Source organism: Pseudobutyrivibrio ruminis CF1b (assembly GCF_000424005.1).
GTDB lineage: Bacteria > Bacillota > Clostridia > Lachnospirales > Lachnospiraceae > Pseudobutyrivibrio > Pseudobutyrivibrio ruminis_C.
Genome location: NZ_AUJB01000004.1, coordinates 21,372 through 34,035 on the forward strand (window position 1 = coordinate 21,372; position 12,664 = coordinate 34,035).

10 protein-coding genes are annotated in these 12,664 nt (G+C 41.1%); all 10 read right to left on the reverse strand.

The window, feature by feature from the left end:
- Positions 1-9: 9 nt before the first annotated feature.
- A complete protein-coding gene (locus G592_RS0101520) occupies positions 10-1,371 on the reverse strand; it encodes an MATE family efflux transporter (RefSeq protein WP_036951490.1) in 1,362 nt (453 codons plus the stop codon).
- Between the two features lie 146 nt (positions 1,372-1,517).
- Positions 1,518-2,564 carry an electron transfer flavoprotein subunit alpha/FixB family protein gene (locus G592_RS0101525; RefSeq protein ID WP_028246261.1) on the reverse strand — a complete coding sequence of 349 codons (1,047 nt, stop codon included), beginning with the start codon at positions 2,562-2,564 and terminating at the stop codon, positions 1,518-1,520.
- An 18-nt stretch (positions 2,565-2,582) separates the two neighbouring features.
- On the reverse strand, positions 2,583-3,365 hold the full coding sequence (locus G592_RS0101530; RefSeq protein WP_028246262.1) for an electron transfer flavoprotein subunit beta/FixA family protein: 783 nt from the start codon (positions 3,363-3,365) through the stop codon (positions 2,583-2,585).
- 39 nt (positions 3,366-3,404) lie between these two features.
- A complete protein-coding gene (locus G592_RS0101535) occupies positions 3,405-4,574 on the reverse strand; it encodes an acyl-CoA dehydrogenase (protein WP_028246263.1) in 1,170 nt (389 codons plus the stop codon).
- A 24-nt stretch (positions 4,575-4,598) separates the two neighbouring features.
- Positions 4,599-5,471, reverse strand: a complete 873-nt coding sequence (locus G592_RS0101540; RefSeq protein WP_028246264.1) for a 3-hydroxyacyl-CoA dehydrogenase NAD-binding domain-containing protein — start codon at positions 5,469-5,471, stop codon at positions 4,599-4,601.
- A gap of 44 nt (positions 5,472-5,515) precedes the next feature.
- Positions 5,516-6,718 (reverse strand): acetyl-CoA C-acetyltransferase, encoded by a 1,203-nt coding sequence (locus G592_RS0101545; RefSeq protein WP_028246265.1) that lies wholly within the window; start codon positions 6,716-6,718, stop codon positions 5,516-5,518.
- Between the two features lie 421 nt (positions 6,719-7,139).
- A complete protein-coding gene (locus G592_RS0101550; protein ID WP_028246266.1) occupies positions 7,140-8,141 on the reverse strand; it encodes a hypothetical protein in 1,002 nt (333 codons plus the stop codon).
- 234 nt (positions 8,142-8,375) lie between these two features.
- On the reverse strand, positions 8,376-10,496 hold the full coding sequence (locus G592_RS16820) for an HAD family hydrolase (protein ID WP_051194701.1): 2,121 nt from the start codon (positions 10,494-10,496) through the stop codon (positions 8,376-8,378).
- The gene (locus G592_RS0101560) at positions 10,465-11,538 is read right to left on the reverse strand and encodes a glycosyltransferase family 2 protein (protein ID WP_028246267.1); all 1,074 of its coding nucleotides are present in this window, start codon (positions 11,536-11,538) and stop codon (positions 10,465-10,467) included. The genes G592_RS16820 and G592_RS0101560 overlap by 32 nt, the downstream gene beginning before the upstream one ends.
- Position 11,539: 1 nt before the next feature.
- Positions 11,540-12,652 (reverse strand): UDP-galactopyranose mutase, encoded by a 1,113-nt coding sequence (gene glf / locus G592_RS0101565; RefSeq protein ID WP_028246268.1) that lies wholly within the window; start codon positions 12,650-12,652, stop codon positions 11,540-11,542.
- Positions 12,653-12,664: the final 12 nt, after the last annotated feature.

Here is a 12,664-nt window from a genome sequence, read left to right on the forward strand (position 1 = left end):
AAAAACCTCCTATATTCTTATCTCACTACTCTTCTTCTGTACCCACTTCTTATAAATAATAGTCAGGCAGATGCTGTGTACCGTGAGAGTCAGGAACCAGCTGCCTGGGTAAGAGAAGAATAATACATTCTGCGTATGGTGAATCTGGAAATATGTGGCTATCCAAATCAGTCTCGTTGCACAAGCCCCAAGCAATGAGACAATCATTGGTAGTGTAGAATTTCCAAGTCCTCTCAGACCACCTGTAAGCGAATCCATAATTCCGCATAGGAAATATGGGCAGCATACCCAGAAGAGACGCAATGTGCCTGCAGCGATGGCCTCTGGGCTGTCTGTGTAAATGCCAAGAAGTGTACCTGCAAATCCGTGAGCCAGATTTCCCATAACAAGACCCACAACAGTAACGATTCCAAGGCATTCAAAGATTACTCTCTTTACTCGCTTCTCGTCACCTGCACCATAGTTTTGTCCTACGAAGGTGACACAGGTCTGAGATACAGAGTTCATTGAAATATATACGAATCCCTCGATACTTCCAGCCGCAGAAGAACCTGCGATTACCGCGGTACCAAAGGAATTGATAGCTGATTGGATTACTACATTTGAAAGTGAAAATACTGTACCCTGGATACCAGCTGGAAGTCCTATTCTGATAATCTTCTTAAGGATTCTTCCATCTATTGAAATCTTTGGAATTTCAAGCTTTAAGGCATCATCCTGCTTCATAAAGAACGCTACAAGCATTCCGCAGGAAATGTAGTTGGATGTGACAGTGGCAATTGCAACGCCTGCCACTCCCAATTTGAAAACAATGACAAGCACCAGGTTGAAAAGTACATTAATCACACCTGCCACTGTAAGAAAAATAAGTGGGTGCTTAGTGTCTCCGGCCGAGCGAAGTATGGCTGCCAGGAAGTTGTAAAGCATGATAGCAGGCATGGCTATGAAATAGATACGCACATAGAGAGCTGCCAGTGAAATAACATCTGCTGGAGAGCCCATTAGCTCAAGCATAGGTTTGGCACCAAAAGCACCTATAAATATAAGAATAACACCGCATATCAATGAAAATGCCGTGCTTGTATGTACTGTCTTTCTTACATCTTTAAACTGTCCTGCGCCAAAAAACTGGGCAGCACAAACATTAGCTCCAACAGACATACCTATAAACAGGTTTGTCATGAGATTTATCAAAGAATTAGTGGAACCTACAGCTGCAAGGCTGGCTTCGCCTGCAAAACGGCCCACTACAATTACATCAGCTGCATTAAAAAGGAGCTGTAACACACCTGACAATATAATAGGGATAGTAAAGATAATTAATTTGCCCAAGAGAGGGCCATGAGTCATATCGATTTTTGAACTGTTCATACGTTGATTCTACCACTTATAATTACTAAAGGCGAGCCCTACGGACTCGCCTCTAAAAAAATTAAAGAAAGAAATTATAGGAAAAATCTAATCAATTGAATGAATAGATATTGCCCCGAAATTAAATTAGGTACTCTGCTCAAAAATTAGTTCTGAGCTGCAAGCTCAGCCTTAAGAGCCTCTGTAAGAGCTGGAACGATCTTGTTAAGATCACCAACGATACCGTAATCAGCTACATCAAAGATAGGAGCTGTCTCATCCTTGTTGATAGCGATGATGATATCAGACTCTTCCATACCTGCTGTATGCTGGATAGCACCAGAGATACCGATTGCAAAGTAAACGTTAGGACGTACAGTCTTACCTGTCTGACCTACCTGAAGATCCTTTGGCTTCCAGCCTGAATCTACAACGGCACGTGAGCAAGATACTGTTCCGCCAAGAACCTCTGCAAGATCCTCAAGGAGCTTGAAGTTCTCTGGAGAACCAACACCACGACCACCAGATACAAGAATCTTAGCGTCCATGATATCTACTGTATTTGTAACGTTCTTAACGATGTTAAGGATCTCAACGAATCTGTTGTTTTCCTTAATCTCAGGCTTGAAGTTGATAACCTCAGCCTTTCTACCAGCCTCCTTAGGAAGCTTCTGCATAACACCAGGACGAACTGTAGCCATCTGTGGACGGTTGTCTGGGCAAGCAATTGTAGCGATTGTGTTACCACCGAATGCTGGACGAGTCATAAGAAGCTGATTGTGCTTCTGCTCCTGACCTTCCTTAGCTACGAGTGGGAAATCACCAATCTCAAGTGATGTACAGTCAGCTGTAAGACCTGTCTGAACTCTAGCTGAAACTGTAGGACCAAGATCACGACCGATAGCTGTAGCGCCAACGAGCATAATCTCTGGCTTGTACTCATTAATATAAGCTGTAAGAGCCTGTGCATATGGCTCTGTACGATATGTTTCAAGTGCTGGATCGTCGATAAGAACAACCTTATCTGCACCGTACTCGCCAAGCTTATCTGCAAGACCTGCGATATCCTTACCAAGTACAACTGCTGTAACGTCTGTTCCTAAATCTGCTGCAAGCTCATGTGCCTTGCCGATAAGTTCGAAGGCAATTGAGCTAAGTTTATTATCAACCTGCTGAGCGAATATAGCTACGCCCTTGTATTCTTCTAATGACATTCTGTTTGCCTCCTCTTATTAAATTACATGCTTCTCTTTAAGCTTGTTCATGATATACTCTACTGACTCCTTAGGGTCAAGAGCTACCTTCTCGCCAGCTCCCTTACGAACCTTGTCTGAAGCCTTAGCGATCTTTGTTGGAGAACCAGCAAGACCGATGTTAGCATCATCAAGATCTGTGAGGTCATCACGGCCCCATACAGTAACTTCCTTGTCATAAGCATCGAAGATTCCGCCTGGAGTCATGTAACGTGGCTCGTTGAGCTCTGAAAGAGCTGTAATAAGACATGGCATCTGAGCCTTTACTTCGTGATATCTGTCTTCATACTGACGCTTAACGATTACGCTGTTGCCTTCAACCTTGATATCCTCTGCATAAGAGATAACTGGAAGTGCAAGGTGCTCAGCGATCTGTGGACCAACCTGAGCTGTATCACCATCGATAGCCTGACGGCCTGTGATGATAAGATCGTAATCAAGTTTCTTAACTGCAGCTGCAACTGTTGAAGATGTAGCCCATGTATCAGCACCACCAAGGCGTCTGTCTGTAACAAGTACTGCCTCGTCAGCACCCATAGCAAGTGCTTCACGGAGCATATCATCAGCCTTTGGAAGTCCCATTGTAAGAACTGTAACCTTTGCGCCTGTCTCATCCTTAATTCTAAGAGCAGCCTCAAGACCTGCCTTATCATCTGGATTCATAATTGCGAGCATTGAAGCTCTATCAAGAGTTCCATCTGGGTTGAACTTTACGCCGCCCTTTGTGTCAGGAACCTGTTTAATACATACTACGATATTCATGTATTTAATCTCCTTTTATTTACACGATAATAAACAATCTTATTTAAGCATAGCGCCAGAGATAACAAGTCTCTGAACCTCAGATGTACCCTCGTAGATTTCTGTGATCTTAGCATCACGCATCATACGCTCAACATCGTACTCTCTTGTATAACCGTAACCACCGTGAAGCTGTACAGCCTTTGTAGTAACAGCCATAGCTGCCTCAGCTGCGAAAAGCTTAGCCTCAGCTGCCTCGATAGAGTAGCTTGTCTTGTGATCCTGTGTATAAACGTCCTTTGTGCAAGCAGCGTTGTAAACAAGATACTTAGCAGCATCCATACGAGCCTTCATATCAGCAAGCTGGAATGCTGTGTTCTGGAATGCAGCGATTGGACGACCAAACTGCTTTCTTTCCTTTACGAACTCGATTGTTGCATCGATTGAACCTTCGCCAATACCAAGAGCCTGAGCAGCGATACCGATACGACCACCATCAAGTGTGTGCATAGCGATACCAAATCCCTTACCTCTTGTGCCGAGGAGGTTCTCCTTTGGAATACGGCAATCCTGGAAGATAAGCTCGTATGTAGAAGAAGCACGGATACCCATCTTCTTCTCCTTTGTACCGAATGTAAATCCAGGTGTATCCTTCTCAACGATGAAAGCTGAGAACTTCTTAGACTTACGTCCCTTAGCATCCTCAACGATATCTGTTACAGCGAATACGATGTAGATATCAGCTTCCTTACCGTTTGTGATGAAGCACTTAGAACCATTAAGTACCCAAGAATCTCCATCTTCGTCAGCTCTACACTGAGCGCCCTGTGCATCTGTACCAGCACCTGGCTCTGTAAGTGCGAAAGCACCAAGCTTCTTACCACTTGCAAGTGGAACTAAGAACTTCTGCTTCTGCTCCTCTGTACCGTATGTAAGGATAGGATCGCAGCAAAGTGATGTATGTGCAGATACGATAACACCTGTTGTACCACAAACCTTTGAAAGCTCCTCTACACACATAACGTATGTAAGAACGTCACAGCCCTGTCCGCCGTACTCCTTTGGAATTGGAATACCCATGAAACCGTACTTCATCATCTTCTCTACGTTTTCACGTGGGAACTGCTCTGTCTCATCAATTTCCTGAGCCATTGGCTTAACTTCGTTCTGAGCGAACTCTCTGAACAACTGTCTAGCCATCTCATGCTTCTTATCTAATGTAAAATCCATGATCTGAATCTCCTTTTATTTTAATTACTGAGCATCTACTGCTGTCTTTGTACGGTCTGCGTTGTATACGTAGAATCCCTTACCAGACTTGCATCCAAGGTTACCACCACGAACCATCTTTCTAAGAAGTGGGCAAGCACGATACTTGCTATCACCTGTCTCGTTGTAAAGAACGTCCATGATTGCAAGGCAGATATCAAGACCGATGAAATCGCCGAGCTCAAGTGGTCCCATTGGGTGGTTAGCACCGAGCTTCATAGCAGCATCGATACCAGCGATATCAGAAACACCTTCCATCTTGATGAAAGCAGCTTCGTTGATCATTGGGATAAGGATACGGTTTACTACGAAACCAGCAGCCTCGTTAACCTGTACAGGAGTCTTTCCGATTTCCTCAGAAATCTTCTTGATAGCATCTACTGTCTCAGCAGGTGTGTTAACACCAGCGATAACCTCAACAAGCTTCATTCTGTCAGCTGGGTTGAAGAAGTGCATACCAATCATTGGACGGTTAAGACCGTTACCAATCTCTGTGATTGAAAGTGAAGATGTGTTAGAAGCGAAGATGCACTCTGGCTTAGCAATCTCGTCAAGCTCCTTGAATGTTGTCTTCTTAACTTCCATGTTCTCGAAAGCAGCCTCAACGATAAGGTCACAATCCTTGCAAAGGTCTTCCTTAAGACCTGGTGTGATCTTAGCGAGGATAGCATCTACTGCTGCCTGCTCCATCTTTCCTTTTTCAACAAGTCTTGCATAACCCTTAGCAATCTTGTCCTTTCCGCCTTCAGCCCACTCCTGCTTAATATCGCAAAGAGCTACTTCATAACCATCAACCTGAGCAAATGCCTTAGCAATACCCTGGCCCATTGTACCTGCGCCAATTACGCCTACCTTCATTTTTGTTTCCTCCGTAGTATTTATAAATTAACTATTTCTTAAAATTAGCCTTCGTACTTTTCAACGATAGTAGCACATCCCATACCACCACCGATGCAAAGAGTAGCAAGACCCTTCTTGTACTCTGGGTTGTGAATCATATCGTAAATAAGAGTTACAAGGATACGAGCACCTGAAGCTCCTACTGGATGTCCAAGAGCGATAGCACCACCGTTTGGATTGAGCTTGTTAAGATCAAAGCCAAGCTCCTTACCAACTGCTACAGACTGTGCTGCAAATGCCTCGTTAGCCTCATATACATCAAGATCATCAATTGTAAGACCAGCCTTAGCAAGAGCCTTCTTTGTTGCTGGTACAGGACCAACACCCATGATTTCTGGAGCACATCCGCCAAGAGCACCAGCTACGAATGTAACGAGTGGCTTAACACCAAGCTCCTTAGCCTTCTCCTCAGACATAACTACGAGCGCAGCTGCACCATCGTTGATACCTGAAGCATTACCAGCTGTAACAACTCCGTCTGGATAAAGAGCCTTAAGCTTAGCAAGACCTTCGATTGTTGTACCAGGTCTTGGGCCTTCATCTGTATCGAATACGATTGTTTCTTTCTTCTTCTTGATTTCTACAGGAACGATCTCGTCCTTGAATGCACCAGATTCGATAGCTGCACAAGCCTTGTTCTGAGAGTTAACTGCGAACTCATCAAGCTCTTCTCTTGTAAGCTTCCACTGCTCAGCTACATTATCAGCTGTCTTGATCATATGGTAATCATTGTATGCATCCCAAAGAGCATCCTTAACCATTGTATCTACTAAAGCACCCTGGCTGTTTGATGGCCATGTCATTCTATAACCATAACGACCATTTGGAAGTGCGAATGGAGCTAATGACATGTTCTCCATACCACCTGCTACTACTACGTCTGCATCACCTGCAATGATCATCTGTGCAGCCTGGTTAACACAGTTAAGACCAGAACCACAAACAACGTTTGTTGTAACTGCTGTTGTCTCGTTTGGAAGACCAGCCTTGATAGCTGCCTGACGAGCAACGTTCTGTCCTAAACCAGCCTGGATAACGCATCCCATGTATACGTGCTCTACGTCCTCTGGCTTGATACCAGCTCTCTTAACTGCTTCCTTAATAACGATAGCACCTAAGTCTGCTGCTGGAGTGTTGCTAAGTGATCCGCCCATTGTACCAATGGCTGTTCTACATGCGCTAGCAATAACTACTTTTTTTCCCATGTTTTCTTTCTCCTTTTTAAGAAATACTTTTTTGTTTGTTTTTCGGTGGATTGATGTAATTACTTTTAAATATCTGAACACCGTTTATTCACAATTTGTGCATGTTGTACAATTTAGCATGTTTCAAACTGTTAATTTTTTAACGAGCTCGGACAAAAAAAATAAACCTCAATCTGCCGCCGTTGGTAAAATGTTACCATAAACGAGACACAATTTCAAACAAAATATTTCACAGAATAATCACATCAGAAGTCGTTTTCAGATAATAACAATTCTTTTCGTTCAATTCTCACACTCCGCTTGTTAAATAATTGTCAAAAAACCTTGATTTTACGCAAAAATGGAAACCGCAGTATATATCTACGGTTTCCAAATTGTGTCTATACGTATAAAAATTTTAGTTAAATTCTTAACAAGCTTTTTAGAACCCTACTGCTGTAAATCTATAAGTATAGAGATTTTCGCTCCATGAACCGATTTCATCAGCTGTGGATACATATAAAATTCTGGATGCAAGTCTTCCTGCCCCATCTCTTGAGAAGCAGCCATTGTGGTTTCTCGCATGACCTGTAGTTTCTGCACCAATAAGTGCTATCCTTTCCCAGCCTATGCCTTCAAGGGAATCCAGTGTACCGTTCCAAGGAGCCATATATACTGATTGTTGCGCTGAAATGAAATTCAACGCTCCACCAGGGAATGGATGTGTATCACAGGTCATATAAATAGCATCATCTGTAAAAGCGAAATCCGCGTTACTAATGAAGTCATAGCTGCAGGTGATGTGTTTCTTGCCCAGATGCTGTACATTGCCTAAATCGCTGCAATCCAACTGCTCTACGTATGTGGTGGTCTGAGATGAGGTACCACTGGTATAGAACAGATAAATCACGCCATTATAATTAATCAAAGATGGCTGGCCCACGCCCCAGTGTCCATCTCGAATAGCTTCCACTACACGTCCTGTCTTACGCCAGGTCTGCAGGTTGTTTGATACTGCAAATCCCACTTCATTTGCAGTACAGTCATATGTGGCACAACCAAGATATGCCATCAGATATCTATAGTTCTTTCCCTGGAAAACAAAGTCACCTTCCACAACAGATGGATCGCATACCTGTACTGAATCCCAGGCTCCTGCCGTAGTAGACATTACTTTAGTTTCATTAAAGCATATGCCATCCTTTACCTCTCCTGGAGTTGCCTGGTTAGAGCAATACAGTACCAGGCCGTTTATGCAGGTAGGGCAATACTTATAGATTCCCTGCATTGCCAAAGGTACGGCGTCTTCCTTGATTTGGAGAAGATAGGCTGAATCAAAATAGCTTTTGATACCTCCTACCAAACTGAAAACAATGATACTTGCAATTAGAGTACCGCTTAAGAAAGGTCTTAGATTTTTCTTTGTAAAATATTTATTCCACATAGCCTGTTCCTCCTAAACTGCAGGGGGATAAATAATAGTTCTTTTACAAAGAATATCACGTGAAATGGCTTAAATACGGAAGTTCACAGTAGTTATACCAAAGATTAACCTTCTATTAATAGAAATTTAACAGAACTTTCAGAATTGCTATTTTTTTGTTGCATTCTTGCCGAAATGTCCTGTTTTATATAAAAAACACCATGTGTCTGATTTGACACATGGTGTAGCTAAATCTTAAACAACATTTGGTTCCAATTTAAACCTGTCACGAATTGCCTTAAGATATATTTCTTTATTTCCTGATGCTGCAAGCAGAGGTGCATATGCATCTCTACCGCTGATTGCATAAAGCTGCTTGTATGAGCCATCCTCTGGTGAACCAAAAGAGGCAATGTAATCTTTACAGAAATCAAAAATACCCTGCTGAGTTTCTTTTATTCCATCAAGATTATCATCATAGTTTCCAAAGTCATATCCTATTGAGCCGTTCTCAAGTAATTTAAATCCCTTGAACTGCTTTGTTGGCGAACCAAGAATTAACTCCCAAAAAACATTGTAGTCTTTAGCTGGGTCATGCTTTTTAAGCAGGTCACGGTTAAAGCTCTGTGAATAGAGATAAGCGTTCATTACACCTGTCTGTAAGAATGTCTCTGTCTGGTATGGCTCAGCATTATGAACAGTGTTAGTACCTGCAATCATACCAATGATATCGCATGGAATATTCCACTTTTCACGGCACAGGCGACGAATAGCTATAGCACCACTGCCTGCCCATCCAATATCAACGAGAAGAGCCTTCTGTGAGCCTTCAAGCATCTTCTCATAGTACTTTCTTGCAGCCTTGTCTCTTTGCTGATAAAGAGCAATGATTCTGTTGGCATTCTCTTCAAGGAATACTCTTACAACTTCCACATTTTTAACTGTAAGCTCATCATCAAGGTGAAGTTTAATCTTTCTTCCTTCTTTGCCAATCAGGTCTACTTTTCTATTACCTATGGTATAGCCTTCAATTTTATCAGCCAAAGAATCCAATTCCATGGAAGATAATATTTCAGAAAGCTTATAATCCTGATTTACCTTGTGGTAAAGGAATCGACGGAAATAATCGTTTTTATCCAAATCGAAAGTAAGGATAGTGGCTGCTTTTCTTGACCAATAAGCATACTCCAACTTCCCTGCTTTCTTTTCTTCTGGATACATCATTTCGTATACCTGCATTAAGGTATCTCCATCACGTGATAAGAAAAGAAGCTTGTCGATGTTGTAAAGCTTTGCATATTCATGAATATGAGAGCAATAGCCCATGGCGAAAAGTCCACCGTAAATATATCCATACTCATATTCCATGGATGCAGGCTTTGCATCTGCTGCTGAATAGATACGATTATTTACAACACCTCTGTATGCACCACCGATGATTGGTGACATATCGTAAGTACGATATAACAAAGCGTTTCTATTTACATTTGGATAATAGAGAGTCTTAAATCCGTTCTTCTCAGCCATCTTAATATCACTGTGAGTGTTATCTCCCACGTGGATATAAGAAAGGTCCTCTCCCATCTTTTTCTTTACTACTTCGTAAAGACGACCATCACTTTTGCTCTTGTGATATTCGTTAGAAACAAAAATGTTTTCATAACCTGTATAGCCGTTTTTCTCAAGCATTTTAAAAAGGAAATCCTTTGTCAAATACATATCTGATGTGATAACGATACGCTTACCCATTTTTTTTAGTCTTTTGAAAACCTCTAACATAAATGGATTAGCATAGCAAAGATCGTACTCTAATTCTTCCTCGATAGACTTTCCTTTAGCTGCGTCAAGACCTGTGATATTGTACATACGGTTCCAGATATCATCTAAATCGATTTCATAATCAACATATTTCTTTTGCTTTTTTAACTTATCAGCTCTGATTAATCTTGCCTCAAATTCAGCACGGGCTCTAAGATCCTTAAAGTTAAGGAAATCCAATTTACAACCAATCAGATAAAACAAATCTGCTGGCTCTGAAAATGGTCTAAATATGAGTGTGTCGAATATATCAAATGAGATGATGTCATACCCCGAAAGCTTTTCCACAAACTTATCAACTGATATATATGGGAATTCCTTTCTGAAATGTGCCATCTCAGAAGATTTATATTCGATATTCTTGTACTCAAAAATCTTAGTTTTATCATCTTTACCAAGGAAATGCATAAATAAAAAGTAATATGCAAAATTTAGCCACATTAGATATAAGTATGACAAAATCTTCTTGAGACCTGTAGCACCATCATGCATGGCATGATATTTATTTTTAATTCCAGGATGTTTATTAACCAGGAATACGTATATTTGTAGCCTCATTTTTACCCCTTAATTTTTCGTAACTATTTATCACGGATGTATATCTAAATTTCATCTTTAGTGCAACATATCTCCATAAGAATTTATTCTTTATCTCAACATTCTTATGCTCCTTAGATATATGCTTATGCCAGAAAGCAGAATTTACATGACAGAACCACCTTGCCCCTTTCATGAAATCTCTCATTGCACAAATAAGCATGTATTCATTGTAGTAATCATGGTTGATGTGAAATTCTGTAATGTCATCCTTCCATCTTTTATACTCAGCTTCATATCCTGCTTCATATCCATACATTGCATTTATAATTCGACTATTTCTCCAGTCATAATAAGAGATTACAGGTGTCTGTCTGGTAGCAAAAATCTCATGCCAAACCTGAACACCATCTGCTATAACTGGTTGTTTGCCACATCTAAGTCCATATTCTACGTCATCGCAATGGATGAAGAATGGAAGTATATTATTCTTCGCACAAAAAGAATACGGATAGCAACAAAACCACCAGCCACCGTATTCAGCGCCATCGCTATTATTCATATCTATTCTGTTTTCTGGAATAGACATATCTAGATGAAATCCTATGTGACCTACTTCGCCACCATTCCAATATTCAGCCGCAGTCCATTGAATATTTGGTATATCCATTCTGAACATTCTACCTGCAATGGGATGATTCTTTTTATCCTCTGGCAGGTTTTCTATAGTCTCATACAGCCTCTCAAAAAGATCGTCTTTAAAAGTAACATCATCATCCATAAAGACAACATGGGAGAAGTCAGATTTTGATTTTCTGACTTCCACCAGGCCTCTTTGGAATCCACCGGAACCACCGGAGTTTTTGTTATAAAAGACATGTATAAAATCGCTCTCTTCTATACGGATTTCAGAAGCGTTATCTACTATAAACACCTCCAAACATCCGTAGTACTTAGATGACTTCTCAAAAAAGCTAGTTCCGAGAATCATTTCAATATTTCTTTTTAAATATTCTTCTCTCTTATAAGTAGTAATAATGAGAGCAATTTTAATAGAACTCATCTTATAATTCTTTCTCTGCAAACTTTAATGCTGAATCAATTACAGCATCCATATCGTAATACTTATACTCACCTAAACGTCCACCGAAGAGAACCTTCTCTTCCTTATCAGCAAGCTCCTTATACTGCTCGTATAGCTTGCCATTCTTCTCGTCATTAACTGGATAATATGGCTCATCACCAGGCTTCCACTCTGAGCTGTACTCACGGCTGATGATAGTCTTAGGAATGTCATTTCCTTCATCATCCTTACCAAATTCAAACCACTTGTGCTCGATAATTCTAGTCCATGGAGTCTCGGCATCTGTGTAATTTACAGCAGCATTTCCCTGGAAGTTTGGCTTATCAAGTGTCTCGTTCTCAAATCTAACTGAACGATACTCTAAAGTTCCAAGCTTGAAATCGAAGTATGCATCGATAGGACCAGTGTAAACTACCTTCTCTGCAAGAGCATCAAGCTCAGCCTTGTTCTCAAAGTAATCTGTGTTGAGACGAACCTCGATACCATCAAGCATGTTCTCAACCATCTTTGTGTAGCCACCTACTGGAATACCCTGATAAAGAGCATTGAAGTAGTTGTTATCAAAAGTAAGTCTTACAGGAAGTCTCTTGATAATGAATGCTGGAAGCTCTGTACAAGGACGGCCCCACTGCTTCTGAGTGTAACCCTTGATAAGCTTCTCATAGATATCTGTACCAACAAGTGAGATAGCCTGCTCCTCAAGGTTCTTAGGCTCTGTGATACCAGCCTCTTTTCTCTGCTCTTCAATTTTAGCAGCAGCCTCTTCAGGAGTAACTACTCCCCACATCTTATTGAAGGTATACATGTTGAATGGAAGAGAATAAAGCTCTCCATGATAATTTGCTACAGGTGAGTTTGTGAAACGATTGAATGTAGCAAACTTAGTAACATAATCCCAAACATGCTTCATGTTTGTATGGAAGATATGTGCACCATATTTATGCACATGAATTCCCTCAATCTTTTCTGTATAAACGTTACCTGCAATGTTAGGTCTCTTATCGATAACAAGAACCTTCTTACCTGCGTCTGTTGCCTGTCTTGCGAATACGGCTCCAAAAAGACCTGAGCCTACAATTAAATAATCGTACATTGTCTTACACTC

What these genes read in the sequence shown, in the direction of transcription:
- G592_RS0101545 (WP_028246265.1), bottom strand. Translation starts at nt 6,718, where the DNA reads ATGGGAAAAAAAGTAGTTATTGCTAGCGCATGTAGAACAGCCATTGGT.
- G592_RS0101540 (WP_028246264.1), bottom strand. Translation starts at nt 5,471, where the DNA reads ATGAAGGTAGGCGTAATTGGCGCAGGTACAATGGGCCAGGGTATTGCT.
- glf (WP_028246268.1), bottom strand. Translation starts at nt 12,652, where the DNA reads ATGTACGATTATTTAATTGTAGGCTCAGGTCTTTTTGGAGCCGTATTC.
- G592_RS0101550 (WP_028246266.1), bottom strand. Translation starts at nt 8,141, where the DNA reads ATGTGGAATAAATATTTTACAAAGAAAAATCTAAGACCTTTCTTAAGC.
- G592_RS0101520 (WP_036951490.1), bottom strand. Translation starts at nt 1,371, where the DNA reads ATGAACAGTTCAAAAATCGATATGACTCATGGCCCTCTCTTGGGCAAA.
- G592_RS0101560 (WP_028246267.1), bottom strand. Translation starts at nt 11,538, where the DNA reads ATGAGTTCTATTAAAATTGCTCTCATTATTACTACTTATAAGAGAGAA.
- G592_RS0101535 (WP_028246263.1), bottom strand. Translation starts at nt 4,574, where the DNA reads ATGGATTTTACATTAGATAAGAAGCATGAGATGGCTAGACAGTTGTTC.
- G592_RS0101530 (WP_028246262.1), bottom strand. Translation starts at nt 3,365, where the DNA reads ATGAATATCGTAGTATGTATTAAACAGGTTCCTGACACAAAGGGCGGC.
- G592_RS0101525 (WP_028246261.1), bottom strand. Translation starts at nt 2,564, where the DNA reads ATGTCATTAGAAGAATACAAGGGCGTAGCTATATTCGCTCAGCAGGTT.
- G592_RS16820 (WP_051194701.1), bottom strand. Translation starts at nt 10,496, where the DNA reads ATGAGGCTACAAATATACGTATTCCTGGTTAATAAACATCCTGGAATT.